Origin of the sequence: Ferruginibacter sp. SUN106, assembly GCF_050611765.1 — a bacterium.
Taxonomy (GTDB): Bacteria; Bacteroidota; Bacteroidia; order Chitinophagales; family Chitinophagaceae; genus Ferruginibacter.
Window position 1 is genome coordinate 233,638 of the sequence record NZ_JBODJC010000005.1, and the last position, 26,019, is coordinate 259,656.

A 26,019-nucleotide genomic window follows, 5' to 3' on the forward strand; every position below is an offset into this window, starting at 1 on the left:
CCTAAAAAATCTGTATGCAAAAAATTTTCCTGTTACTACTCACGGCCTTTTTATTTTTAACCCCACCAATAAAAGCCCAGGTAAGCGATGATGATGAGGCTACTGCCTATCGCTTAAAAAGAAAATACCCCGATGAAAGGTCAGCTGTGGTTTCTGACATTGAAGAATACGACTTTACTGTTGGTAAAGGCGATGGTAACGGTCCCGTGGTAATGGCACTAATGAACCAGCGGGTACAATTCATTTCTTTACGTGAAGCTACGATGGTGCAGTACGGCGAATTTTACAATAAATTTTCAGCCATCACCAAAATAAAGCAGTATTACAAATCGGGTAATTCATTTGTAAACTATACGGCTAAAAATAAACCGATTGATAAATCAGCAACATCCGGTGATATTTTTTATGATGACAGCCGTGTAAAATATTTCAATATCATCATTCCTAAAATGGGCATGGGCGCTATGGTGGAAGTAGAAAAAGAAATTAAGGATGCTAAATATTTAACCCGGGTAATGTTTCACAGCCAATATGCTACCAGCGAAAAAATAATCCGTTTTAAAGTACCCTCCGATATACAACTCGATTTCAGAGAAATGAATTTTGCAGGCAACACGGTTACCAAATCTACTGAAACAGAAGGTAAGAAAACCGTGTACACTTTTAAAATGAAAGACCTGCCGCCATTTGCCAGCGAAGACAATGCACTGCCTATCGGTTATACTTATCCGCATATTATTGTGCTGGTAAAATCATTTACTGCAGATGGTGCACAACAAAAAGGATTTGAAAATGCCGGTGATCTGTATAAATGGTATCAATACCTCTACTCAAAAGCAGATAATAAAACGGCTACCTTAAAACCAAAAGTAGATGAACTGGTAAGAGGAAAAAGTAACGACCTTGATAAAGCAAGAGCAATTTTTTATTGGGTACAGGATAATATCCGTTACATAGCATTTGAAGATGGTTATGCCGGTTTTGTACCACAAACGGTGCAGGATGTGTTTAAAAATAAATATGGCGATTGTAAAGGCATGGCTAATTTAGTTACCGAAATGCTGAAACTTGCGGGCCTTGATGCACACATGACATGGATAGGCACCAAACATTTACCTTATACGTATGCTATCCCGTCTTTGTGTGTGGATAATCATTGTATCTCTACTGTGTTTATTGCTGGTAAAACTTATTTTTTAGATGCTACCGAAAACTATGTTCCCATTGGTGAATATGCTTACCGCATACAAGGTAAAGAAGCCATGGTAGGCAAAGGTGCCGAACACCAGATAATAAAAGTACCTGTTGCAGATATTAATCAAAATAAAATTTTAACGCAGGCGTCTTTTACTTTAAATGACAATATTTTAAAAGGCCATTTAAAAGTTACTTTTTCAGGAGAAGAGAGAACAGGCTTTCACCAATATTTCCAGGAACTGCCTACCGACCGTAAGAAAGAAGTGCTGCAAAGAATACTTGAATTTGGAAATGATAATTTAAATGTAAGCAATGTAAAAACATCTGATCTCTCCAACCGTGAAATTCCGGTGGTGATAGAAGGTGATATTGACCTGAGCAACAATATTATCAGGGAAGATAAAGAAGTGTACGCAGGGATAGATTTTTTTCCAAGAAAATTAACCGGCTTTACGCCAGATGAAAAAAGAGTTAACCCTTATGAGTTTGATCGTATTTATACAGCCGAAGATGAAATTGAATTAAGTGTACCGGGCTACAAAATTAAAGACTTGCCCGAAGCCTTTACACAACAGGCAAATGATTATGGTTTTAGCGGCAGCTACACCCAACAGGGAGATAAAATTATTTTGAAAAAATCTCTGGCTATAAAAACCGGCACTATTAAAAAAGACGACTTTACCAACTGGAAAGATTTCCTGAAAAAATTAAAAGACTTCAATAACAATATAGTAATGGTGGAAAAAGATCCTAACTATATTGCACCAAAAGAAGTACCTGCAGCACCGGTAAAAGCGGCTCCCGTAAAAACAGCTCCTGCAAAAACACCGGTAAAAACAACTCCAGCCAAAACCACACCCATAAAACACCAGTAATGAAAAAACAACTCCTCAATATAAAATTTTTAATGCTTGCTGTGTTCATCAATACAGCCGCATTTGCACAAACGATAAAAGAAGATTTTGCCAACAGGCTGCAATCTAATATGGACGCTGTATGGAAAGAAGCTGATGCAGATTTCAGCAGCAACCAGGTACCTGAAAAATGGAAAGGTTTCTCTGGTGTTATCATTGCACAAAAAGTAAAATTTGTTTTTGATAAAGGTTCCGGTGCCGATAAACTGAACGTATATGAAACCACACACCGCAAAATTAAATTGCTGGATAAAGATGGTGTAAACAGTTATTCTGAATTTTATTTCAGAAGGGGACACGAAAACGATGGTTTTGCATTACATATTATAAAAGCAGACGGCACAGTAGATACCGTTTCTTTATTAACTGCAGTACTGGTAGAAGATAATGATGATGTACCTGGTACGTTTACACCGTATTTTGAAAAGCAAAGCACCATTAAAAACAAAACCAAAAGTGAAAATATTTATTTTAAACTGGCCGTATCTAATTTAGAACCCGGTGATATTATTGATTATGCCAGCACTGTTTTTAATGACAATGATGTGGCCAAAATGAATTCGCTGGAGTTTGACCCGGTATACTATTTATGCCATAGAGGTTACCCGGTAGTAAGCCAGAAATTTGAAATTAATACTGATGAAAGAAGTTATGTAAACAGTAAATCTATTAACGGAGCGCCGGAGTTTAAAGAAAGCAGTGCAGGTGGTTATAAAGTATTTACATGGCAGGATAATGACAGGGAAAAAATAAAAGATACCCGCTGGGTAAATGAATACCTGGCTTTGCCAATGACCAAATTTCAAATCATCTATTCTAAAAATAATGATGCTACCGATTTGTTTATTAGTGACAGGGGCGAATTAAAAAAATCTATCACACCCGATGAACTGGCAAAAAAAGTAAATGGTATTTATGATAAGATGGATGCCGGTGCAGGAAAAAAACTGACACAGGATAATATCTTAGCAGCATATACAACAGGTTTGTTAAGCCAGACAGAATATTACTTACGTAAGTACGAAGCTTACGATGCAGGAGATGAAGATTTTATCAAGAGAGTATATTATGTGTTACGACACACTAACGGCTTATATGGAAGACGCCTGGGTAGCCAGTTTTTTGCTTATGTAATGCTGGAAAAACTAAAAAAGAAAGGCTTGCCTGCCGAATTGATCATTACTACAGATAACAGTACCACAGGCATGGATAACGTAATTTTTGGTACCGAATTGCAATGGTTGGTAAGGGTTAAAAATAAATATGTATTTAACTTCTCTGCTAACTCTAACCCATTTGATTTTAAAGATGACTATTTAGGTAACGAAGCATATGTAATTACTTTAGGAAAAAATCCAACGGCCACTGCTGTTACTTTGCCGCTTACCACGCCTGAAGAAAATTATAACAATACTGTTATTGAAGCCACGATGGATGCTAACCTTGAAAAAACAAATATCACCACTACATCATCTTTTAAAGGTATTTCCAAACATGATAATGAAGGAGCAGCACTGGCTTATACCAATGTGTACGATGTAGACTACCTGGCTTACTATGGCGATAATGATCTTGATCAGTTATCTGATAAAAAAAGAGAAGAGATTGACCGGTTAATATTTGCAAAAAAAGAAGAATTTAAAAAACGCAAACCGGAGTACATGAAGCGGCAGTTGCAGAATGAATACAGCAATGTGGTGAGCTATGATAATTTTACATTGGTAACCGATGGCAGAACATTTAATAAACAGGAATTAAAATACACTGAAAAATTTGTACTGGGCGATCTTACCAGGAAAGCGGGTAAAAACTATTTAGTAAATGTACCGCTGCTGATGGGTGGTCAATACCAGGTAAAGCCCGAAGACAGAATAAGAAAGTATGATATTGATGTTCGCTATCCGCACACACTTACATGGGATATCAATTATACCATTCCTGCAGGATTTACTGTAAAGGGTTTGGCCGGTTTAAACCAGAGTGTGGAAAATGAAACCGGTGCTTTTATTACCAAAGCAACCATTGAGGGTACAGTGCTTAAATTAAACATCAAAAAAATATACAAGCAAACTAAAGTAAAAAAAGAAGATTTTGGAAAGATGCTTGAATTTATTGATGCGGCCTATAATTTCAGCCAGAGAAAAATATTGTTAAAAAAGAATTGATCGTTTGTACAAATGAAAAATTATTGAGGGAATTTGTAGCTTTATTATTTATAAATTCCTGTAAATAAAACAACGCTTATGAAAAAAAGTATAACTGCAGTATGTATATTATTATGTGTTTGCTCCAGCAAAATAAGTATAGCTCAATCAAAAGTAGCAGTAGTAAGTGTGGAAGATATATTTGGTATGATGCCCGAAGCTAAAAAAGCGGACAGTTTGCTGATGGTATTTCAAAAGGAACTGGCAGATAATTATGCTTATATGCAAAAAGAATTAAGTGCCGATATAGAAAAGTTCTACATCGATTCTGTAAACATGACGCTTTCTTTAAAGAATATCAAGAAAACAGATTTTCAAAACCGTATCAGTTCATTATCGGGCAAAGAACAACAGAATAACAGCGCCATTGATGCAGAAAGAGAAAAACTGGTAAAGCCTATTCGGGAAAAATTAATTAAGGCGGTACAGGATGTGGCTAAAGAAAATGGCTACACCCATGTGGCTTATAAAGATCAGATGATTGTTTATCCTCCGGGAGACGATATTACAGACAAGGTTAAAAAGAAATTAGGTATAAAATAATCACCCGTTTTTCTATTGCGTTTTAAAACAACTGAATTAAATACAAAACCCGGTTTAACACCGGGTTTTGTATTTTTTATAAGTCGGTTATTACTTATCGTCTTCTTTCTTTTCAAAATCAAGAATTACTGAATTGATGCAATAGCGTAAGCCTGTTGGTGGCGGACCATCTTCAAATACATGGCCTAAATGGCTTTTACACCTGCCGCACATTACTTCAGTCCTCTTCATACCATAAGTATTATCAGGAGCATAAATAATGCTGCCTTTACTGATGGGCTCAAAAAAACTGGGCCAGCCGCAGCTGCTTTCAAACTTGCCATTACTGCGAAAAAGCGGGTTGCCGCAAGCGGCACAATGGTAAGTGCCTATTTCTTTATGTTCGTAATATTTTCCGGTAAAAGCCCTTTCGGTCCCTTTTTCCCTGGCAATTTCATATACGTCTTTAGGTAAGATCTTTTTCCACTCATCGTTGCCGATTTCTACTTTACCCGTGTCGGTAGTGGAGAACACGGGGTTTTGTTTTTGCGAAGTATCCATACTGTTTATTTTACTTTTTTTATCTGAATTAGTATTGCAGGCAGCTAACAAAACTACCATTACTAATGATAAGGAAATTATAATCTTCATACTTAATAACAAACCTGTTTATAAAAGGTTTTAAATATACGTAACAGGCATACTTAAAGATTTTCAACAGTTTCTTTCAATTGTTAAAGGATATTTAAAGTTCGTATATTATATTTGCTTACATCATAAGGCAAGCAAGTAAATATGTTTAATTTAATACTGTTTGGGCCACCCGGCAGCGGCAAGGGAACGCAAAGCGAAAAACTAATTGCAAAGTACGGATTAAAACACCTGAGCACCGGCGATCTGTTACGCAGCGAAATTGCCAGCCAGACACCATTAGGTGTGGAAGCAAAAAAAATTATGGATAAGGGCCAGCTGGTTCCGGATGAAGTGGTGATAGGTATGATAAGCTCTGCCCTGGATGCCAACCCAAATGCTAAAGGCTTTTTATTTGACGGCTTTCCCCGTACGCCTGCGCAGGCAGAAGCACTGGATAAATTACTGGAACTTAAAAAAACTTCAATAGCTGTAATGCTGGCTTTAAATGTAAGCGAAGAAGAACTGGTTAAAAGATTAATGAAACGTGGTGAAACCAGCGGCCGTAGCGATGATACAAACGAAAATGTGATAAGGGCAAGAATTATTGAATACCGCAACAAAACGGCAGTAGTGGCAGATTACTACTACAATTTCGATAAAGTGGTGATGGTAAAAGGAGAAGGATCAGTGGATGATATTTTTAAATCATTGAGTGCAGAAATAGACCAAAGAATATAACGGCAATAAAATCATTATTACAAAGCATTCCGCCAATTGGCGGAATGCTTTTTTTATTTACATTGTGCTACTAAAGAAGCTATATGGATACAACAAAACTGGATTTTATACAACGTCAGTTTCCTTTGCTGCTGCATAATTTATCTGCCAGTAGTCAGGGTAAATGGGGCAAGATGAATGCACAGCAAATGATAGAGCATGTAACTGGTTTTTTTAAAGTGTCTTCCAATAAACTGCATTTTCCTTTAGTATCTCCATCGGAACATTTACCCAAACTGAAAGCTTTTTTATTAAGCGATAAAGAGTTCAGGGAAAATACAAAAGCGCCTACTTCTGTAATTGGAGAAGATCCTTTGCCCGTAAGAACCAATACAATAGAAGAAGCCATTAACGCACTGCAACAAAGTATTGATGAATTTGTGGAATATTTTAAAGGCGACGATTATAAAACCACTTTACACCCTGTATTTGGCGAACTTAATTTTGAAGAATGGGTTTTACTGCATTATAAACATGTGGTACATCATGCAAAGCAGTTTGGATTGATGGGTGCAGAAAATTAAAGAGAGCTGGTGTTTTGTTTCAGCCATTCAACGATTTGCTCAAATCGAATTTCGCCAGTTGTTATTTGTATAATAAAAGAGTATAAAAATTCATCAGAAGCATTAATTTTTAATCCCTCTATTCTTAAAATAGTTTCCATTAATACATATCCCGTCCTTTTATTCCCGTCTATAAAAGGATGGTTCATAATAATGCTTTCGTCAATTGCAGCAGCTTTTTCAAAAACGGAAGTGTATAACTCTACTCCTTCAAATAATTGAAATGGACGGGAAATAGCTGATTCCAATCCACTTATTTCTCGAATTCCATTTGCTCCTCCATGGGTTGAAACAACTTCATTGTGAATAATTAAGACTTCTTCTTTACTAATCATGCTATTGGGCTAATTTATCTAATACGCTACTTCTTTCTTTTATTATTTCCATTGCATGAGAAATGACAGAAATCCTGACAGTGGACTCTTTGTTAATTAATTCAATATAATCAGCAATCAATTTTAATTCATTTTCTTCCATAGCGTCCACTTTTTCGTGAACATGCTTCTTCATTTCTGCAATACTCATATCAAATAATTTAATTGATCAAATTTACTAAATTCATTTTTAAGTAATAATCATTGCTTGTTAAAATAGTAAATTTGTATTGAAACAACGATTATTTCTACATGAACAAACTAGGTAACTATATCACAGGCAACTGGATAACAGGCGATGGCGACGGGCAACTTTTATACAACGCCGTTACTGCAGATGTAATTGGTGCAGCAAGTACTAAAGGATTGGATTTTAAATCCATTGCTGAGTATGCCAGAACCGTTGGCAATCCTGCACTACGCAAAATGACTTTTCATGCAAGAGGCAATATGTTGAAAGCGCTTGCTATGCATTTAAGAAATCACCTGGATAAATTTTATGCCATAAGTTATCAAACAGGCGCAACAAAAGCCGATAGCTGGGTAGATATTGAAGGCGGGATCGGAAACTTATTTGCCAATGCATCACTGAGAAGAAAATTTCCTGATGAAGTGTTTTGTATTGATGGCGAAAGCCATAATTTAAGTAAGCATAATACTTTTATGGGTACGCATATTCTTACACCAAAAGAAGGCGTAGCCATACATATCAATGCGTTTAATTTTCCGGTATGGGGTATGCTGGAAAAAATTGCGGTGAACTTGTTGGCAGGAATGCCCTGCATTGTAAAACCTGCAACTGTTACCAGTTATTTAACCGAAGCGGTGGTGAAAGAAATTATTGCTTCAAAAATTTTACCCGAAGGAAGTTTGCAACTGATCTGCGGCAGTGCAGGTGATTTGTTAGATCATGTAACATCGCAGGATGTGGTAACATTTACTGGCAGCGCAGCAACAGGCTTAATGCTGAAATCTAATCCTAATATTTTAAGAGAGAATACGCCGTTTACAATGGAAGCAGATAGCTTGAATTGTATTGTATTAGGAGAAGATGCAGTACCGGGAACAGCCGAGTGGGATATTTTTGTAAAAGAAGTAAGACGTGAAATGACTTTGAAAGCCGGGCAAAGATGTACCGGTATAAGAAGAATATTTGTACCTGAAAATAAAATGGAAGCCATGTGGACAACAATTGGTGCATCGCTTTCACAAACCACTATCGGTAATCCTTTGAATGAAAAAGTAAGAATGGGAAGTCTTGCAGGAGAAACACAACGCAAAGAAGTGAAAGAACAAGTACAAAAATTATTAGCTTCTTCACAAATTGTGTATGGCAGTTTGGATAGTGTGGAAGTGATAGATGCCGATGCAAGCAAAGGCGCTTTTCTTTCTCCTGTTTTATTAATGAATAATACGCCGCACAGCTCATCTGAGCCACATAATATTGAAGCCTTTGGCCCGGTTAGCACCATCATGCCGTATAAAAATATTGATGATGCTATTGCTTTAAGTAAACTCGGTAAAGGAAGCCTGGTATCTACTATTGTTACTGCCAATTATAAAACAGCACAACAATATGTAGTAGGTGCAGCATCTCATCACGGCAGAATCCTGGTATTGAATAATGAATGTGCTAAAGAAAGTACGGGCCACGGCTCCCCCTTACCGTTATTGGTGCATGGTGGCCCCGGCCGTGCTGGCGGTGGCGAAGAAATGGGCGGTATTCGTGGTGTAAAACATTACCTGCAACGAACAGCAATACAAGGTTCGCCAACAACCATTACCGCCATTACAAATGTTTACCAACCTAATGCCCAAGGAAAAGACCCCGGCAAACATCCGTTTAAAAAATATTTTGAAGAACTGGAAATTGGCGACCAGATCATTACCGATAAAAGAACCATCACCAGCGAAGACATTGATAAATTTGCCGACCTGAGTGGCGATCATTTTTATGCCCATATTAAAACCACCGATTTTACAGGCACGATGTTTGAACAACAAGTGGCGCATGGTTATTTTATAATGAGCATTGCTGCAGGTTTGTTTGTAGATAGTTATGAAATTAACCCGGTATTATTGAATTATGGTATTGATGAATTACGTTTTACAAAACCGGTTTATCCAGGGGCCGAAGTATACATCCGCTTTACCTGTAAAGAAAAATTACCCAACGATAAAAGAGTAATTGAAAAACCGGAAGATTTTAAACGTGGCGATGATATTGATAAAGGTATTGTAAAATGGCTGGTGGAATTTTTAGATGAAACCAATGAAATAACCGGAGTGGCTACAATTTTAACAATGGTGAAAAAGAAAAATCAGTAACTTTTATAAAAATATTGTTATGACAGAAGCATATGTAAAAAGCCATATTGAGCACGGCATTAACACGATAGAATTTTTTCATCCGCAAAGCAATTCTTTACCTGGTAAAATTTTAGAAGAACTGGCCAAAGAAATTCATTTTGCAGGAACACATGATGATACCAAAATAATTATTTTAAAAAGTGCCGGCGATAAAACCTTTTGCAGCGGCGCCAGCTTTGATGAATTGATTGATATTAAAAATGAAGCAGAGGGATTAAAATTTTTCAGCGGTTTTGCCAGTGTAATTAATGCCATGCGTAAATGCCCCAAGTTTATCATTGGCCGTATACAAGGAAAATGTGTAGGCGGTGGCGTTGGTCTTGCTGCTTCGGTTGACTATGCTATTGCAACAGATAAAGCAGAATTAAAATTGAGTGAACTGGCTATTGGTATCGGGCCATTTGTAGTAGGGCCAGCAGTAGAAAGAAAAATAGGATCAGCAGCGTTTAGCGCATTGGCTATTGATGCTACCATGTGGCGTAATGCCGATTGGGCAAAACGTAAAGGTATGTTTGCTGAAGTGCACGAAAATATAGAGAATATGGATGAATCCATTCAGCGCTTAGCCAACACTTTATCTCATTCATCGCCGCAGGCAATGGCCGAAATGAAAAAAATATTCTGGAAAGGTACTGAGCACTGGGATGAATTATTAAAAGAAAGGGCAGCTGTTAGTGGACGGTTAGTATTAAGTACGTTTTCCAAAACGGCCATCGCAAAATTTAAGTCTAAATAAAAATATTTAGTTTGTAAGCATTGTGTAAAATTTTATTATCTAAAAGTTAATTTATTGCTTTTAGCACATTAATCATTTGGCTAAAAACTTCAAATGAGGTATTTTGCAACCTCATTTACATGAATACAAACAAAAAAACATATAGCTTTTTCCAAAATTGCTCGGCAATATTTATGATATTGACCTTGTTTTGGCTTACTATAAGTACAGCGTTTGTTACTGTTCCTGGTACTGTGGCTAAAAAAGATAAGATTGAAAAAAATCAATCTCAATCTGCTGATACCAATGAAGAGGAATCTTCTCCCAATAATTCTACTACAGAAGAAAAAGCACCAAGTGGTAGTTCTTTTTCTGAAGAATACCTGCACCATCATGAAATTCAAGAGCAGCACTATTTCACAATAATTTCCACTTACCATAAGTGCGAAAATGCCGATACCTACATTGCTTTTCACGGCGAACTTCTCGTTCCTCCCCCAAACCGTGCCTAATTTATAAGTTATAATTTTTTTAAGTAAAAGCTAAGCTTGCTTGCTATAGCGTGTGATTATTTTATTCCGGTGCGTTTTGCATTCGGAAAACCTATAAATTATTTTAAAATGAGAAAACATTCAAAAGAGTATTTACAAGACCTTACTCCTTACAAAGTATATCAAATATTATTAGAAGGCAATAAAAGATTTGTCAATAATCTTAACACCGATCACGACCATCTTGCATTGATCAATGAACAAATTGAAGGGCAATATCCTGTTGCTGTAATATTGAGTTGCATGGATAGCCGCACTTCAGTAGAATTAATTTTTGACCAGGGCCTTGGCGATTTGTTTAGTATAAGGGTGGCTGGTAATATTGTCAACAACGATATCCTGGCAAGTGTGGAGTATGCTGTAAAATACGTGGGCTCTAAATTATTAATGGTATTAGGCCATACGCAATGCGGCGCTATTAAAAGCGCAGAAAAAGGAGTAACAGATGGTAACATTACCGGACTTTTAAAAAAGATACAACCATCAATAAGCAAAGCCCTGCTTAGTGATGGCGCCGATTATTTATTTAGCGACAAAGTAGCCTATACCAATGTAGAAAATAGCCTGGAAGAAATATTAACTAATAGCGACATCGTAAGAGACCTGTTTGAAAAGGGAGAAATAGGAATTGTTGGCGGCGTTTATGATGTAAAATCAGGTGAAGTGGATTTTTTCAAAAATCTAACCAAAAAGAAAAAAGAGGAAAAGGAATTAGTTAATATTTAAAATCCAAAATAACGATGAGTTTTAATTTTAAGAATTTAAAGACAGACCTGCCATCGGGCCTGGTGGTTTTTTTAGTGGCATTACCGCTGTGTTTAGGTATATCATTAGCATCCGGCGCACCGTTTTTTAGTGGTTTAATATCCGGTATTATCGGTGGTGTGGTAATTGGTTCACTAAGTAGTTCAAAACTTAGTGTAAGCGGCCCTGCTGCAGGTTTGGCAGCATTGGTATTTGCTTCTATTGCTAATATTGGCGCATTTGATCTTTTTTTATGCGCCGTATTAATAGCTGGTATTTTACAAATATTAATGAGCCTTGCCCGCCTCGGCGGCATAGCCAATTATTTTCCGTCCAGCGTAATTAAAGGCATGCTTACCAGCATTGGTATTTTAATTATTGCCAAGCAAATACCGCATGCCGCAGGTTATGATACCGAAGTAAAAGGCGAACTGTCTGAAATGTTTTCCCTGGGAGATGAACCCTGGCATCAATTTTTAAGGCCCCTGCATCATATTGATCTGGGGGCACTCTTTATCTGCATCCTCTCTATAATAATTATGATAGTATGGGATAAACCATTTATTAAAAAAAGAGTGAAGTTTATTCCTGGTGCATTGGTGGCGGTTATTGTAGCAATATTAATTAATGAAATCTTTAAGGCTGCAAGCCCGGCACTTACTTTATCAGGCAATCACCTGGTGCAAATAAAAGCGGCTAATAGTGCCTCAGAATTCTTTAGCTTTTTTACCTTGCCGGATTTCAATGGTTTTTTAAACAGCAAAGTAATTATCAGCGGTATTATGATAGCAATCATTGCATCCTTAGAAACCTTACTAAGTATTGAGGCTGTTGATAACCTCGATCCCGAACGCAGGGTAACAAATACCAATAGAGAATTGCTGGCTCAAGGCATTGGCAATACTGTTGCCGGGTTAGTTGGCGGCTTGCCTATTACCAGTGTAATTGTGCGTAGCAGTGCCAACTTGCATGCTGGTGCAAAATCAAAAGCATCTACAATTTTTCATGGCTTTTTATTGTTGTTAAGTGTAATCGCATTGCCTACTTTAATCAACCTTATTCCAAGAGCAGCATTGGCGGCAATATTATTGTTAACGGGTTATAAACTGTGTAAATTATCGGTATTCGCACAGGTTATAAAAACAGGTAAGTACCAGTACATTCCATTTTTTGTAACGGTGCTTACTATCATCTGTATCGATTTATTTGGCTTGATACCTGCGGTTAAAGGCGAAGGGCTTTTGATAGGTGTAGTTGCAGGAATCATTGCTGCATTCGGCGCTATTTTGCATGGCAATCTTAAGAATTCTTACTTTTTTCACAAGGATAAACACCATGACGGGGACTCTATAAAAATCAAATTATCGGAAGAGGTTTCCTTTTTAAACAAAGCGGCCATCAGGCAAACGTTGGATAATATTCCGGCAAACTCTGCTATTACGATTGATGCTTCAGCTACAGATTATATTGATTTTGATGTACTGGAATTGATCAAAGAATTCAGGGATATTAAAGCACCGCTTAAAAATATAAATTGTAAGTTGGAAGGATTTAAAGAACAATATAGGATAGAAAATGAGTTGAATGTGCAATCTTTGCACTAACAAAATCATTTTTACCATGAAGGACTCATACCAGAAATTATTAGAAGGAAATAAGCTGTTTGCAAAAACCATGCTTTTGCAAGACCCGGATTTTTTTAATAAGCTATCGGTAGGCCAAAAGCCCGATTACCTGTGGATAGGTTGCAGCGATAGCCGTGTGCCGGCTAACGAAATTACCAACACACAAAGTGGTGAAATATTTGTGCACCGCAATATTGCAAACCTGGTGGTGCATACCGATAGTAATTTATTGAGTGTATTGGAATATGCTGTAAAGTTTTTGAATGTAAGGCATATTATTGTTTGCGGCCATTATGGCTGCGGTGGCGTAAAAGCAGCGATGACCAATACTTATCATGGTTTTGTAGATAATTGGCTGCGCAATATAAAAGACATCATCCATACTAACCAGGCTTTGCTTGATGCTATAACAGATCAGGCAGAAAAAGAAGATAAGCTAACAGAGCTGAATGTAATTGAACAGGTAAGAAATCTGGCTAAAACAACCATAGTGCAGGAAGCATGGGCAGAAAGAGAATTGCATTTACATGGTTGGGTATATGGCGTACATAACGGTTTGGTAAAAGACCTTTCAGTAATACATAACGGTGGAGAAGATATTGACCCTATTTACAGATTTGAAATGTATAAATAGAAATGCATAAAATTAAAAGCATTTCGTTCGTCTGAATATGAAAAAACAAATTTTTATTGCGTTACTGTTTGTTTCAAATTATTGTGCGGCACAAAACGACCGGGTAAGCGATAACAACAATACGAATTGGGCACAATTATTTGTAAGCAAAGCCATTAATAAAAAAATGGACTGGTTGGTAGAATATCAATGGCGGCGTACCGACGGATTAAAAAACTGGCAACAAGGTTTATTTAGAACAGCTTTTCAATATAAACTAAATACTAATGTAAGCGTAGCCTTAGGATATGCCGAGGCCGAAACATTTCCTTACGGCGACTATCCGCTTGCAGCAAATGGCACTTTTCCTGAACACCGGATATTTGAACAGGCAGTAATAAAACAAGTGATTAATAAACTAAGCATTACCAATCGTTTTAGAATTGAACAGCGCTGGCTGGGAAGGGTAAAAGCAGATACCGATAGGGATATTGAAGGCTGGACTTATTTAAACCGCTTTCGTTATCAATGCCGCATGCAATTGCCTTTATGGGCAAAAAATCAACAACAGTTTTATGCGGTTGCTGCAGATGAAATATTTATTGGCGCAGGTAAAAATGTGGGTGTGAATATCTTCGATCAAAACCGCATTTTTTTATTAGCAGGGTTTAAGTTCAATAAAAATATTACGGTAGAAGGCGGTTACTTTAACCAAACATTGCAACAAGGCAGGCGTATAAACAACAGCACCATTATGCAGCGCAATAATGGTGCTGTATTAGCAACTTATCTATCGTTGTAATTAAATATTCAGTCCGCCGCAGGCACTTATTGTTTGCCCGGTAACATAACTGCTTAGGTTACTGGCTAAAAATAAAGTTACATTGGCAATATCTTCGGCACTGGCAAACCTCCCTAAAGGAATACCGGCTTTATATTTTTCAGCACCTTCACCGTCTTTTAAATAACTTGTCATGTCGGTTTCTACAAAACCCGGGGCAATAGCATTGCAACGGATATTGCGGCTGCCCAGTTCCTTAGCCACACTTTTTGTAAAACCAATTACACCTGCTTTGCTGGCGGCATAACTGCTTTGACCGGCATTACCCATTTCGCCAATAATACTGCTCATGTTGATGATAGAGCCACTTCTTGCTTTCATCATCGGCTTTATTACCTGCTTGGTCATATAAAATACGCTGTTCAGGTTTACTTTTATTACTTCTTCAAATTGCTCAGGGCTCATGCGTAGCAGCAAATTATCTTTACTGATACCAGCATTATTTACACAAATATCAACCGCACCAAATTCTTTTAATACATCTGCTACAAAACTTTCGCAGGCTGCAAAATCGCTGGCATTGCTTTGGTAAGATTTAGCTTTAACACCCAACGCCACTAATTTTTCTTCTAACACTTTTGCTTTTTCAGCGCTGCTGTCACTTACATAAGTGAACGCTACATTAGCGCCATGTTCTGCAAATTTTAATGCAATCGCTTCGCCAATGCCACGTGCAGCACCGGTTACAATGGCTGTTTTTCCTTCGAGAAGTTTCATGTGTTGTATTTGTTTTTATAGTGAGCAAAAGTAATTCTATTCAGTAGTATTGACAAAGCACTCACGAAGAATTTATTTTCTCTCAAGCAAGCTTGTGTTTTATTGCAAGAATTTCTTCTAATATTATTCGCTCATTACTCAACCTCGGCACTTTATGCTGCCCGCCTAATTTTCCTTTGCTCTTCAGCCATTCGGTAAAACTTCCTTTAGGCAATATATGTACAACGGGTAGTCGCAGGGCAATATCTTTATGCCGTTTGGCTTCGTAATCGCTGTTGATATCTTTTAGTGCATTATCCAGTTCGTAAGTAAATGCAGTAATGTTATCGGGTGCTTTTTCAAATTCTATCAGCCATTCGTGAGCGCCATTATTATTATCGCTGAAATAAACCGGTGCAGCAGTATAATCACTTACCTGTGCATTGGTTTTTTCGCAGGCAATGGCAATAGCTTTATCCGTATTATCTACAATTACTTCTTCGCCAAAAGCATTCATATAATGTTTCAGCCTGCCACTTACTTTTATTTTATAAGGATTGATAGAAGTAAAAATAACCGTGTCGCCAATTAAATAACGCCACAAACCGCCGGTGGTACTAATGACCAATGCATAATTTTTATTAAGCTCCACATCTTTTAAACCTACTGTAACAGGTTTTTCTTTTCCGTATTCCTCTACGGGCATAAACTCATAAAAAATACCATGCTCTGTAAATAATAATAAACCATCATCATCAGGCTTTACCTGCCCTGCAATAAAGCCTTCGCTGGCATTATATATTTCCAGGTAATTTATTTTTTTACCAATGATCTTATCAAACTGTTCTTTATAAGGTACAAAAGAAACGCCGCCATTAATGTACAGCTCCAGGTTGGGCCATACTTCTTTAATGGTTTGTTTATTTTTTATTTGCAGAATGCGTTTCAATAAAATTAAAGTCCAGGTAGGCACGCCCGCCAGTGAGGTTACATTTTCTTCGGCGGTTATTTGTGCCAGTTGTTCAATTTTATTTTCCCATTCATCTAACAGCGCAACACTTAATTCCGGTGTACGAATCCATTGGCCCCAGAAAGGGGAGTTTTGCATCAGTACCGCACTAAGGTCACCAATCTGAATTTCTTCATTCACTTTACTCAGTTGATGAGAACCGCCGATCACCAGGCTTTTACCCGTAAGCAGGTCGCTGCTGGGAAAATTATTGTAATAATTGGTGAGCACATCTTTGCTGGCTTTAAAATGATTATCGGCAAGGCTTTCATCACTTACCGGGATAAATTTGCTTTTATCACTGGTGGTGCCCGAAGATTTTGCAAACCATTTAACAGGTGTATTCCATACAAGATTATCCTCTCCTGCCATCATGCGGTTGATGAAGGGTTTTACATCATCATATTCCTGTATAGGTATATTTTTTTTAAACTCTTTAAGGGTAAACAGTTTTGCAAAATGATACTTTCTGCCAAACTCGGTGTATTGCCCTGCAGTTACCAGGTCTTGTAATACCTGTCTCTGAGCAGCTACCGGGTGATTGCTCCAGTTTTGGATACGCCAAAAACGGTTACGGGCAAGCCTTGAAATTATGGGGGAGAGAAGTTTCATTCAAAAGCAAAATACAAAAAGCAAATCAAAAACGACTTTATTATTCAGGTGATATTAAATCATCCAATGCAGGGTTCTCCACAATATTCTTGCTTTTAGTAAGTAATACTTTTGTGTCATCAAATATATCGGCCAGTTCGGATACGTTGCCCAAAAAGGAAGTTAGAATAGCGGGCAACAAATTGCCGGCAACAATATCCATAGTTGAAAGCTTTACTTTCTCAGGAATTTTTTTATCTTCTATTTTTCCAGCTAATATGGACAGATTTTTTAAACTATTATCAGCAGCAAAGCGTTTCAGTGCAAGGGAGGTTTCTTCAAATGAAGAACCAAAATCTTTAAGATCGTTAAATAATAAATAATCAGTTTTACTTTGGCTGAATAACTGCATGCTTTGCCTGAAATAATCTATTTTTTCAGTAGCATAAGCTAAAAGCGAAGCTAACCTTGAAGATGAAATATCATGTTGCGAATTTGCAGCTTCATCATGCAGATAGTCCTTTCTCTTCAATTCAAAATTTCTGCCAAGGTACCTCACCCTTACCTGCTCATTGGCAGCAAGCTCTTCAGCTGTTCCCTGCGTAAATATTTTGCCATCAATTAAAAGATAAGCCCTGTCGCAAATGGACAATGTTTCAGTTACATTATGATCGGTAATAAGGATACCAATATTTTTAAATTTCAGTTTGGCAATAATGGCTTGTATATCTTCCACCGCAATAGGATCCACACCGGCAAATGGCTCATCCAGTAAAATAAATTTAGGGTCCACCGCTAAGGCACGTGCGATTTCTGTTCGTCGCCTTTCACCACCACTTAAAGTATCACCATTATTTTTACGCACCCGCTGCAAACGGAATTCATCCAGCAAACTTTCTAATTTTTCTTTTTGTTCGGCTTTGCTAAGTTTGGTCATTTCCAATACGGCACTGATATTATCTTCCACACTTAATTTTCTGAACACACTAGCTTCCTGAGGTAAATAGCCAATACCCATTTGCGCCCTTTTGTACATGGGCAGTTTGGTAATATTGATATCGTTTAAAAATACTTCGCCTTCATCGGGTTTTACCAAACCTACCACCTGGTAAAACGAAGTGGTTTTACCAGCACCATTTGGCCCCAGCAAACCAACGATCTCTCCTTGTTTTACATTAAAGGAAACATTATTTACCACAGTACGGCTGCCGTAAATTTTTACCAGGTTTTTTGTTTGTATAGTTAGGCTCAAAAAAAATTATTTGCTGCAAAAATAAGCGATTCATGTAATTACATTTTTTTAATTGCTATTCTTAACAGTTTATTACCCCTGTGTTTCTTAACTTTTACCTCCCACTACTGTGTTTTGAACTATAAAAAATGTTTTACATTCTCTTAAACGAATGATTATTTAAACAATATGGGTTTTGTTTTACGGACTCGCTGACGTAAATTTACCTACAGGCATCTCAGATTATCTCCCGCAAAATATTTATACATGACACTATTTAAACCCTCCAACAGGATAAGAACTATATTAATATCACTGCTGATGGGTTTTTTATGCGCCTCATGCCAAAAGGAAATAAATGGCCTTATAGATGGTGGCGGCAGTGTAATACCTGTTAAGCAAAAACCTAAACTAGGCACGGTATGGACCTACCATTATTACACTTACAATACTCCGGGTGCCGGAGGAGGTATACATACTTCTGTTATACTAACTTTAAAAGCCAAAAGTGAGGATGTTTTAGGAGGAGAAAAATGGCTTAATATAGTTGATGTGGCAACAGATACCACTGTTTTTTTATTGAACGAAAAGCCAGGTGGATTATATCAATACACTAACAATAAATCTTATTTGCTTTGTAAAGACCCGGCAGCAGTAAATGATACCTATAACACTTTCAACAATGGATCTGCAGAAGATTTTACTGTAAAACTTGTAAAAGATACATTGCCAACAGGCATTGGAGATATACCGGCAAATTATTATGAAGGGTTTAAACTCACCTACAATGTTGATCAGATATGGTACAATGAATATGCATGGATCGTAAGAAAACAATATTTTATATCAAAACCCGGCATTGGCGGTGGTTGGGTTTATTATCGGTTTAGTACATTATTTCTTGATAAAATTGAATACTAACCTGTATTCTTTGCAACTTTCTTTTACTAATAGTGTTTTGATAATGTTGCCAGCTTACTTATGTTTGCACATTAATTGAAACGAATGAAAGTAATAGACCACATTAACGGAGCAAAAGGTACCTTAATATCGTTTGAAATTCTCCCCCCTTTAAAAGGTAAAGGCATACAATCTTTGTATAAGCATTTAGACCCCCTGATGGAATTTAAACCATCCTTTATAAATGTTACTTATCACCGCAGCGAACATGTTTTTAAAAAAAATGCGGATGGCAGTTTTCAAAAAGTAGTAGTACGTAAGCGCCCCGGCACCGAAAGTATTTGTGCGGCCATTATGAATAAATATAGTGTAGATACAGTACCCCATTTAATTTGCGGCGGTTTTAATATTAATGAAACCGAAGACGCACTGATCAATCTGCATTACCTTGGTATTGATAATGTGTTGGTATTAAGAGGAGACGCTGCTAAAAACGAAAGCACTTTTGAACCTGAACATGGAGGCCACAAATATGCCAGCGATCTTTTAAAACAGGTAGTAAATTTAAATGCAGGTATTTACCTGGAAGAAGATCTTAAAAATTCTTCCAACACCAAATTTTGTATTGGCGTTGCCGGGTATCCCGAAAAGCATTTTGAAGCACCTAATATGGATAGTGATCTGCAGTACCTGAAACATAAAGTAGACATGGGTGCAGACTATATTGTTACACAAATGTTTTTTGACAATGAAAAATATTATGCTTTTGTAAAAGCCTGTCGTGATATTGGTATTACTGTTCCCATTATCCCGGGTTTAAAGCCAATTTACAGCATTAAGCAACTCACAATGTTGCCTAAAGTTTTTCATATAGACCTGCCAACAGCATTAAGCAACGAAATACTGAAATGCAAAACAGATGCAGATGTTGAAAAGGTAGGCACCGAATGGTTATTGCAGCAATCAAAAGAATTAAAAAAATTCGGCGTGCCGGTTTTGCATTATTACACGTTGGGCCGGCCTAATATTATTGCTGATGTAGTAAAAGAACTGGTATAATAAAAAGCATAAACATAAAAGAAAGAGGCCTTTTTTAAAGGCCTCTTTCTTTTTGAATACCGTCGTCAACTATTTATTTACCCAAGGGAATACCTACGGAAAAACTTAACGTGCGGTATTTATTTTTATCATTAGCTGTATTATTGCTTTCAGTAGAATTTATTTTAGCAAGGCCAAAACCATAATTCACTTTCAGTAATAAATGTTCCAGTTTAAAACCACCACCAACATTAAGCCCATAATCAAAACGTTTTAGTTTATCATAAGCTGCATCATCCTGCTGAGAAGTAAACGGATCATCATTACTGAATTTAATAGACGTACTTGATGATGCGGTTAAGGGGCCAAATTTAGAATCGGTTTTGGATTTACCACCAACACCAACAGCAATATACGGCCCTGCATTAAAAAATATGCCCGAAGTTTTTTCGAGTGGCACAGTTACTACAAGATTTAACGGCAGCTCAACATACAATGGATTAAAAGTAGATTTTACATAATCATTACCACCGTTAAAATAAGTTTCGGCTTTTGAACCATGCCCCGTTAATAATAAACCACTTTCAAGATCTACGGTTTTAGATAAACCAAACCTGCCCATAAAGCCGGCATTAAAACTGGCCAGCATATTATTTTTTTCTGTGTGCCCGTCATTTGTTTTGGTAATGTTGGCAAGGTTCAATCCACCCTGTGCGTAAAACAACTGTGCATTGGCGTTGGCACAAATAAACAACACTGCCATTCCGGTAAGTACTTTCTTCATTTTCTTAAGTTTAGATTAAATTAAAAACATTGATAAAGCACTATAGACGCAAAAAGCCTGCCATTAGATTGTTATGGCAGGCTTTTTTTCTGTAATAGAATTGTCATTATTTCAATAAGGACTGAAAAACAGCCTCATCTACCTTAACCGGGTATTTGCTTTTTAATTCCTCCATCCACTTTTCTTCCAGTATACTTTGATAGTCGTTAATTACTAGTCCCCTGGCTTCTTCAAATGAGCGTTGCTCATTGGCCGGGTGCAGTTTTAAAATTTTAATAAAGCCGGCAGTACCATCAGAGGGATTAACATTCACAGGAGTTACCATTCCGGCTGTGGCTTTCACCCCATCAGCTAAAGCAATCTGCACTAATTCATACCGGCCCGAATCTGCCTGCAAAGTATTATTACTTTCTTCTGCAATTTTTTTCCAGTACCTGCCTTGTTTTAATGCGTCAAGTGTTGCATCCGCAACTTTTTTATTATTACAACTAAAAATTATTATATCTGCGCTTGCGCCCCACTGGTATTTATTTTTATGTGCATTGTAATAGTTTTGTAAACCTGTGGTATCGTTGGCAGCACTGCTCCATACTTTTCTTTCCATTACTTCAAACAATAAATTGCCTTCTTTAAATTCTTCCATCTGGTAACGGAATTCAGGATTATATTCTTCCAGGTTATTTTTATAATACTCCACTGATTTTAAAGTAATAAATTTGTCAAGTAATGCAGTATTGCTTTCACCTTTATAAATTTCGGGGTTGGTTTTATACTCTCTTATAAAACTCAACCAATCGCTTCCTTTGATATTGCCTTTGGCAGAACTATAAATTACTTTACTGCTTATTGGAAATTCCCTGGCACCATTTAATGCAGGATTAGCCACTACACTATCCGCATAACGAAACAGATCAGCATCTTTTACTGCAATATTTTTTTTATATCCTACCAGCTTTACAACAGATTTGGTGAATAGCTCTTTAGCCGAATTCACCCTGCTGTCCTGCAATACCTTTTGCTTTATTTCATACATATAGGCAGCATCGCTTTTATTAGTTTGCACAGGCTGAACACTTATTCTTTTTACAATGTGAAACCCATATTGGGTAGGGAATGGTCTTGATACTTCGCCGTCTTTTGCCAGCTTAAATACTTCCTGCTCAAAAGGCATTTCATATTTTCCTACTGTAAATTCCGGCATTAAACCACCCGACATGTAAGTAAGTTTATCATCGCTATATTGCTTGGCCAGTTCTCCAAAATCTTCACCGGCTTTTATTCTTAAATATACAGAATCAGCTTTTTGCTGGGCTATCCTGGTATTTGCTGCAGCATCACCACCCGGAGGCGTGGCCACCATTATTTGTGCAATTCTCCATCTGCCCACCCCCTTTCTTTCATCAACAATTTTAAAAATATGTAAACCATTTTTTGAGCGGTAAGCTTTGCTTGCTTCTCCGTTTTTTAAAGCATAAATAATATTTTCATACTCATAAGGAACAGAAAAAGCAGTGATATAACCAATATCCCCGGCTTTTACATTTACAGTTACATATTTTGAAGAGACGTCTGCTGCCAGTTTTTCATATTCTTTTTTTCCACCCTGCAAACCTGTATATACTTCCTGCATTGCCTTAACCACTTTTAAAGAATCTTCAACAGCCGATTTTTCAGGCAGTGCAGCAAAAAAATGAATTACATGCAGGTCTTTTTGCGAACGCAGGAAAGCTTCTTCTATCAATCCGTTTAAAGCATCATCGTTATTCAGGTAGGTTTCATCAATCTGGGTGCGGAAGTTTTGCAGGTCGCTGGTTAGTTGTTGCAATGTATCCAGCTGCATATCCTGGGCGGCTTTTACCTTTAATTTAAACTTAGAATAAAGATCAAGATACTCTCTCAGTGCTTTTTCTTTATCATCGGAGGCGCTTTTATTTTTGTTGTAGGCACGTAAAAACTCCTCTTTGGTTACAGCAGTACCACCATAAGTAAAAAGAGTTTGGGAAAACAACAAAGAAGCATTGAACGCAAAGGCCGAGAGCAATAGAATTCTTTTCATCAGTAGTTACTATTTTAAGGTTTGGTTTTCCATTTTACTTCAAGCAGATCGTTTAGCTGAAATATGGTAAGCTTTTTACCAATGATATGTTTGTCTTTGTCTAATAAATATAAAGTTGGTGTAAGGTTAATATCATATAACTGCCTGAAGCTGGGTTTTTGTGCAGCATAATCCGCATCTTCCATAGCCTTGGTTTTATATACATGTGTCCACTCACCCAGTTTATGTTCGGTGATAAATTTTTCCCATTCCGGCTTTGCATTTTCTTTATCATCCGGAGTAAGCACCCCATAAATTTTTACATTATGATTTTTCCAGCTGGCATGATAAATAGAATCTAAACGGGGCACTTCTTCTTTACAATGGCCACAGTTAGGGTCCCAGAAACAAATTACGGTATACTCTGCATTTACATCGTAAAGCGGGGAAGGTTTACCACTGCTATCGATCATTTCCAGGTTAGCAGCTTTTTCACCTATTAAATTCGCCATCAGCATATAAGCTCTCCGGCTGATCGATTCCATTTGTTTTTCGTTAAGCCAGTTACTTACGCCCTGGCTATGGTATTTTTCAAACAGGTGAACAAATACCGCATCCTGGCCCATGTATTTAGGATTAATATATTCATCCGTTACCCAGTTCAATAAAAATTTAAACATCTCGGGATTGCTTCTTGCAAGCAACAATTTATAATCTACATCTTTGATAATACTGTCAGAGGATTGCGGTACAACTTCCTGGTAGTAACGCTCCAGTCTTTTTAAAAAGAATGGTGTGCGTATTATCCTTTCATCCATAAAAGTTACACCATCCCAGTAGTGGCTTTTGTAAAAATTATAATTTTTCAGACTGTCTTCTCTTGTTTGTGGCATTAAGATCGGTACTGCAGGTTCTTTCATAGCTTTTAATAAAACGGCCATCATAGAACCGGGCTGATTTTTAACGATGCCTTCCCTGTAAGTATTTAATTCGCCATTGTATAAGTTATAAGTTACCTCGTGCTGTAAAGAATCCAGTTTATTGGTGGAGGAGATGTAGGCCTTTCTTTCATCTTCCAGTTGTTTACCCTTTTTAGCTACATATTTCTGGTATTGTACATACAACACATTCTCTTTAGAGCCGGTTACAATAGTTTTGTTAAGAAGATCGGTAGTATCTGTCTTTACATTGATCCTTTGTTCCTTATCAATTAAAAAATCAGTTCTCAGGCGTTTACCAGGTAATACAATTACATAAATACCTCCCGGTAATTTTTTGTTGCCCTTAAATATGGCTGTACCGGTATTAGTCATGGCGGCAGAATCGGCAACATTTAAATTGGGCCCCATATAATAGGTAAGGTAAACAATGCCACTTTTAAATTGCGGTGCCTGCAAAGTAATCTGATAGCCCTGGGCCATAGCACGGCCTCCGGCAACAATTGCAAAAAGGAAAAGGATATATTTTTTCATACTTATTTTAAGGATAGCAAATGTATTTAAAATCGTTGATTAATCTGTCATACGCCCCGGCAGGCAGTTTTAACAATTACAAATCGTTAACAAACCAATAATGACGATTAATAAGGTATTTTTGCTGCCGTGAAAAAACAAAAAAAGAAAATCATACTCGAAAACGTTTTAGTTACCGATTATGCAGCAGAGGGAAAGGCATTGGCAAAACTGGACGGCAAAGTGATCTTTATTTCCGGTGCCGTGCCCGGCGATGTGGCCGATGTATTCCTTACCAAAAACAAAAAGGACTGGGCCGAGGGCAGGGTACAGCAAATAAAAGAATACTCAAAAGAAAGGGTAGAACCGTTTTGCCAGCACTTTGGCGTTTGCGGTGGTTGCAAATGGCAAATGCTGCCTTATGCAAAGCAACTGCAGTATAAACAACAGGAAGTAGAGCAGAACTTAAGGCGCATAGGAAAAGTGACGCTGCCAGAAATGCTGCCCATTATCGGAGCAGATGATGATAAACACTATCGCAATAAACTGGAATTTACCTTCAGCAATAAAAGATACCTGCTGCCGGGTGAAATGGATGAACAAAATATAATTGAGGCGGAAGAAAGCACCGGAGACGAAAGCATTTTACCAACCGCAGAATCTCTAGCTCCCCCTTCAGCGGGCTGGGGGGCAGGCGCTCTCGGCTTTCACGTTCCCCGCTTGTTTGATAAAATAATTGATATCAACGAATGCTACCTGATGGATGACGTGAATAATACCATCCGCAATACCACCAGGGCATTTGCTTTGCAAAACGGGTATTCTTTTTACGATATCAGGCAGCATACCGGCTGGCTACGCAATATCGTTATCCGCAACTGCACCACAGGAGAGTTAATGGTGAACATGGTATTGAATTATGAAGATGAAACAGCAAGGAAAAATTTGCTGGACCACTTGTTGCAGCAGGTACCATCAATAACCACTTTGTTGTACACTATCAATCCAAAATGGAACGATAGCATTTACGACCTTACACCGCAGGTATATTTTGGAAAAGGGTTTGCATTGGAAAAGCTGGAAGATTTCACCTTTAAAATTTCACCCAAATCATTTTTTCAAACCAATACCAAACAGGCAGAAAAATTATATACCGTTACAAGAGATTTTGCAGGCTTAACCGGTAATGAAGTAGTGTACGATCTGTATTGCGGCACAGGAAGCATCGGCATTTTTGTAAGTAAACTGGCCAAAAAAATTATCGGGGTAGAAGTAATTGAAGAGGCTATTGAAGACGCCAAAGAAAATGCGGCATTAAACAATATTACCCACGCCGAATTTTTTGCCGGTGATGTTATTAAGATCTGCAACGATGATTTTTTTGCAACGCATGGCAAACCGGATGTGATCATTACCGATCCGCCACGGGCCGGGATGCATGATAAATTAGTAAGCAAACTTTTAGAGATTGCGGCTCCTAAAATTGTTTATGTAAGCTGTAATACTGCTACCCAGGCCCGGGATATTGCGTTGCTGAGCGAAAAATATACGGTAGAAAAAATTCAACCGGTAGATATGTTTCCACATACGCACCATATTGAATGCGTGGCATTGCTGCAATTAAAATAATTTTTTTACAAT

At 37.5% G+C, this 26,019-nt stretch carries 24 protein-coding genes; 15 read left to right on the forward strand and 9 right to left on the reverse strand.

What is annotated here, in order from left to right; genetic code table 11:
- Positions 1-14 precede the first annotated feature (14 nt).
- The 3 genes from ACQ334_RS20495 (at position 15) to ACQ334_RS20505 (ending at position 4,858) form a co-directional block, all read left to right on the forward strand.
- Positions 15-2,072: a transglutaminase-like domain-containing protein gene (locus ACQ334_RS20495; protein WP_430990136.1), complete on the forward strand. Its 2,058-nt coding sequence runs from the start codon at positions 15-17 to the stop codon at positions 2,070-2,072.
- Positions 2,072-4,276 carry a DUF3857 domain-containing protein gene (locus ACQ334_RS20500; protein ID WP_430990137.1) on the forward strand — a complete coding sequence of 735 codons (2,205 nt, stop codon included), beginning with the start codon at positions 2,072-2,074 and terminating at the stop codon, positions 4,274-4,276. Before ACQ334_RS20495 ends, ACQ334_RS20500 begins: the two co-directional genes overlap by 1 nt.
- A 78-nt stretch (positions 4,277-4,354) precedes the next feature.
- Complete coding sequence (locus tag ACQ334_RS20505; protein ID WP_430990138.1) at positions 4,355-4,858, forward strand: OmpH family outer membrane protein; 504 nt, start codon at positions 4,355-4,357, stop codon at positions 4,856-4,858.
- 90 nt (positions 4,859-4,948) lie between these two features.
- Here the strand turns inward: ACQ334_RS20505 and msrB are convergent, their stop codons facing one another.
- Positions 4,949-5,488, reverse strand: coding sequence for a peptide-methionine (R)-S-oxide reductase MsrB (gene msrB / locus ACQ334_RS20510; protein ID WP_430990139.1), 540 nt, complete (start codon positions 5,486-5,488; stop codon positions 4,949-4,951).
- 144 nt (positions 5,489-5,632) lie between these two features.
- On the opposite strand from msrB, the gene ACQ334_RS20515 reads away from it, so the two are divergent.
- Both ACQ334_RS20515 and ACQ334_RS20520 read left to right on the forward strand, forming a co-directional pair.
- Positions 5,633-6,208 (forward strand): adenylate kinase, encoded by a 576-nt coding sequence (locus tag ACQ334_RS20515; RefSeq protein ID WP_430990140.1) that lies wholly within the window; start codon positions 5,633-5,635, stop codon positions 6,206-6,208.
- Between the two features lie 83 nt (positions 6,209-6,291).
- Positions 6,292-6,771, forward strand: coding sequence for a DUF1569 domain-containing protein (locus ACQ334_RS20520; protein ID WP_430990141.1), 480 nt, complete (start codon positions 6,292-6,294; stop codon positions 6,769-6,771).
- On the opposite strand, the gene ACQ334_RS20525 is transcribed toward ACQ334_RS20520, so the two are convergent.
- Entirely contained in the window at positions 6,768-7,145 is a 378-nt protein-coding gene (locus ACQ334_RS20525; RefSeq protein ID WP_430990142.1) for a type II toxin-antitoxin system death-on-curing family toxin, read from the reverse strand. The two genes, ACQ334_RS20520 and ACQ334_RS20525, sit on opposite strands and share 4 nt — an antisense overlap.
- Position 7,146: 1 nt before the next feature.
- On the reverse strand, positions 7,147-7,335 hold the full coding sequence (locus tag ACQ334_RS20530; RefSeq protein WP_430990143.1) for a hypothetical protein: 189 nt from the start codon (positions 7,333-7,335) through the stop codon (positions 7,147-7,149).
- Between the two features lie 101 nt (positions 7,336-7,436).
- Here ACQ334_RS20530 and paaZ point away from each other — a divergent pair, with 101 nt between their 5' ends.
- From paaZ to ACQ334_RS20565, 7 genes are all read left to right on the forward strand, one after another.
- Complete coding sequence (gene paaZ / locus ACQ334_RS20535) at positions 7,437-9,512, forward strand: phenylacetic acid degradation bifunctional protein PaaZ (protein ID WP_430990144.1); 2,076 nt, start codon at positions 7,437-7,439, stop codon at positions 9,510-9,512.
- 19 nt (positions 9,513-9,531) lie between these two features.
- On the forward strand, positions 9,532-10,290 hold the full coding sequence (locus ACQ334_RS20540) for an enoyl-CoA hydratase/isomerase family protein (RefSeq protein WP_430990145.1): 759 nt from the start codon (positions 9,532-9,534) through the stop codon (positions 10,288-10,290).
- A gap of 119 nt (positions 10,291-10,409) precedes the next feature.
- A complete protein-coding gene (locus ACQ334_RS20545; protein WP_430990146.1) occupies positions 10,410-10,781 on the forward strand; it encodes a hypothetical protein in 372 nt (123 codons plus the stop codon).
- A gap of 108 nt (positions 10,782-10,889) precedes the next feature.
- On the forward strand, positions 10,890-11,546 hold the full coding sequence (locus ACQ334_RS20550; RefSeq protein WP_430990147.1) for a carbonic anhydrase: 657 nt from the start codon (positions 10,890-10,892) through the stop codon (positions 11,544-11,546).
- Between the two features lie 14 nt (positions 11,547-11,560).
- Positions 11,561-13,168, forward strand: a complete 1,608-nt coding sequence (locus tag ACQ334_RS20555) for a SulP family inorganic anion transporter (protein ID WP_430990148.1) — start codon at positions 11,561-11,563, stop codon at positions 13,166-13,168.
- Positions 13,169-13,184: 16 nt separating this feature from the next.
- Positions 13,185-13,823, forward strand: coding sequence for a carbonate dehydratase (gene can, locus ACQ334_RS20560; RefSeq protein ID WP_430990149.1), 639 nt, complete (start codon positions 13,185-13,187; stop codon positions 13,821-13,823).
- Between the two features lie 37 nt (positions 13,824-13,860).
- Positions 13,861-14,604 (forward strand): DUF2490 domain-containing protein, encoded by a 744-nt coding sequence (locus ACQ334_RS20565; protein ID WP_430990150.1) that lies wholly within the window; start codon positions 13,861-13,863, stop codon positions 14,602-14,604.
- On the opposite strand, the gene fabG is transcribed toward ACQ334_RS20565, so the two are convergent.
- The 3 genes from fabG to lptB form a co-directional block, all read right to left on the reverse strand.
- Entirely contained in the window at positions 14,605-15,360 is a 756-nt protein-coding gene (gene fabG, locus ACQ334_RS20570; RefSeq protein WP_430990151.1) for a 3-oxoacyl-[acyl-carrier-protein] reductase, read from the reverse strand. It abuts the gene before it with no gap.
- Between the two features lie 82 nt (positions 15,361-15,442).
- A complete protein-coding gene (locus ACQ334_RS20575; RefSeq protein ID WP_430990152.1) occupies positions 15,443-16,960 on the reverse strand; it encodes a GH3 auxin-responsive promoter family protein in 1,518 nt (505 codons plus the stop codon).
- Positions 16,961-17,000: 40 nt separating this feature from the next.
- Positions 17,001-18,191, reverse strand: coding sequence for an LPS export ABC transporter ATP-binding protein (gene lptB / locus ACQ334_RS20580; RefSeq protein ID WP_430990153.1), 1,191 nt, complete (start codon positions 18,189-18,191; stop codon positions 17,001-17,003).
- 246 nt (positions 18,192-18,437) lie between these two features.
- Here lptB and ACQ334_RS20585 point away from each other — a divergent pair, with 246 nt between their 5' ends.
- Positions 18,438-19,091 (forward strand): hypothetical protein, encoded by a 654-nt coding sequence (locus ACQ334_RS20585; protein ID WP_430990154.1) that lies wholly within the window; start codon positions 18,438-18,440, stop codon positions 19,089-19,091.
- An 84-nt stretch (positions 19,092-19,175) separates the two neighbouring features.
- A complete protein-coding gene (metF, locus tag ACQ334_RS20590; protein WP_430990155.1) occupies positions 19,176-20,129 on the forward strand; it encodes a methylenetetrahydrofolate reductase [NAD(P)H] in 954 nt (317 codons plus the stop codon).
- A gap of 73 nt (positions 20,130-20,202) precedes the next feature.
- Here metF and ACQ334_RS20595 read toward each other — a convergent pair whose 3' ends face one another.
- From ACQ334_RS20595 to ACQ334_RS20605, 3 genes are all read right to left on the reverse strand, one after another.
- Positions 20,203-20,892, reverse strand: a complete 690-nt coding sequence (locus tag ACQ334_RS20595; RefSeq protein WP_430990156.1) for a porin family protein — start codon at positions 20,890-20,892, stop codon at positions 20,203-20,205.
- 106 nt (positions 20,893-20,998) lie between these two features.
- Positions 20,999-22,948 carry a foldase protein PrsA gene (locus tag ACQ334_RS20600; protein ID WP_430990157.1) on the reverse strand — a complete coding sequence of 650 codons (1,950 nt, stop codon included), beginning with the start codon at positions 22,946-22,948 and terminating at the stop codon, positions 20,999-21,001.
- A 14-nt stretch (positions 22,949-22,962) separates the two neighbouring features.
- Entirely contained in the window at positions 22,963-24,399 is a 1,437-nt protein-coding gene (locus tag ACQ334_RS20605) for a redoxin domain-containing protein (RefSeq protein WP_430990158.1), read from the reverse strand.
- Between the two features lie 129 nt (positions 24,400-24,528).
- On the opposite strand from ACQ334_RS20605, the gene rlmD reads away from it, so the two are divergent.
- Complete coding sequence (gene rlmD, locus ACQ334_RS20610; protein ID WP_430990159.1) at positions 24,529-26,007, forward strand: 23S rRNA (uracil(1939)-C(5))-methyltransferase RlmD; 1,479 nt, start codon at positions 24,529-24,531, stop codon at positions 26,005-26,007.
- Positions 26,008-26,019 lie beyond the last annotated feature (12 nt).

Coding starts and splice junctions, on each gene's coding strand:
- ACQ334_RS20565 (WP_430990150.1), top strand. CDS start 13,861: ATGAAAAAACAAATTTTTATTGCGTTACTGTTTGTTTCAAATTATTGT.
- ACQ334_RS20585 (WP_430990154.1), top strand. CDS start 18,438: ATGACACTATTTAAACCCTCCAACAGGATAAGAACTATATTAATATCA.
- ACQ334_RS20495 (WP_430990136.1), top strand. CDS start 15: ATGCAAAAAATTTTCCTGTTACTACTCACGGCCTTTTTATTTTTAACC.
- ACQ334_RS20540 (WP_430990145.1), top strand. CDS start 9,532: ATGACAGAAGCATATGTAAAAAGCCATATTGAGCACGGCATTAACACG.
- ACQ334_RS20500 (WP_430990137.1), top strand. CDS start 2,072: ATGAAAAAACAACTCCTCAATATAAAATTTTTAATGCTTGCTGTGTTC.
- ACQ334_RS20525 (WP_430990142.1), bottom strand. CDS start 7,145: ATGATTAGTAAAGAAGAAGTCTTAATTATTCACAATGAAGTTGTTTCA.
- fabG (WP_430990151.1), bottom strand. CDS start 15,360: ATGAAACTTCTCGAAGGAAAAACAGCCATTGTAACCGGTGCTGCACGT.
- ACQ334_RS20545 (WP_430990146.1), top strand. CDS start 10,410: ATGAATACAAACAAAAAAACATATAGCTTTTTCCAAAATTGCTCGGCA.
- ACQ334_RS20605 (WP_430990158.1), bottom strand. CDS start 24,399: ATGAAAAAATATATCCTTTTCCTTTTTGCAATTGTTGCCGGAGGCCGT.
- ACQ334_RS20530 (WP_430990143.1), bottom strand. CDS start 7,335: ATGAGTATTGCAGAAATGAAGAAGCATGTTCACGAAAAAGTGGACGCT.
- ACQ334_RS20600 (WP_430990157.1), bottom strand. CDS start 22,948: ATGAAAAGAATTCTATTGCTCTCGGCCTTTGCGTTCAATGCTTCTTTG.
- ACQ334_RS20575 (WP_430990152.1), bottom strand. CDS start 16,960: ATGAAACTTCTCTCCCCCATAATTTCAAGGCTTGCCCGTAACCGTTTT.
- ACQ334_RS20595 (WP_430990156.1), bottom strand. CDS start 20,892: ATGAAGAAAGTACTTACCGGAATGGCAGTGTTGTTTATTTGTGCCAAC.
- ACQ334_RS20550 (WP_430990147.1), top strand. CDS start 10,890: ATGAGAAAACATTCAAAAGAGTATTTACAAGACCTTACTCCTTACAAA.
- ACQ334_RS20555 (WP_430990148.1), top strand. CDS start 11,561: ATGAGTTTTAATTTTAAGAATTTAAAGACAGACCTGCCATCGGGCCTG.
- ACQ334_RS20505 (WP_430990138.1), top strand. CDS start 4,355: ATGAAAAAAAGTATAACTGCAGTATGTATATTATTATGTGTTTGCTCC.
- metF (WP_430990155.1), top strand. CDS start 19,176: ATGAAAGTAATAGACCACATTAACGGAGCAAAAGGTACCTTAATATCG.
- ACQ334_RS20515 (WP_430990140.1), top strand. CDS start 5,633: ATGTTTAATTTAATACTGTTTGGGCCACCCGGCAGCGGCAAGGGAACG.
- paaZ (WP_430990144.1), top strand. CDS start 7,437: ATGAACAAACTAGGTAACTATATCACAGGCAACTGGATAACAGGCGAT.
- can (WP_430990149.1), top strand. CDS start 13,185: ATGAAGGACTCATACCAGAAATTATTAGAAGGAAATAAGCTGTTTGCA.
- ACQ334_RS20520 (WP_430990141.1), top strand. CDS start 6,292: ATGGATACAACAAAACTGGATTTTATACAACGTCAGTTTCCTTTGCTG.
- msrB (WP_430990139.1), bottom strand. CDS start 5,488: ATGAAGATTATAATTTCCTTATCATTAGTAATGGTAGTTTTGTTAGCT.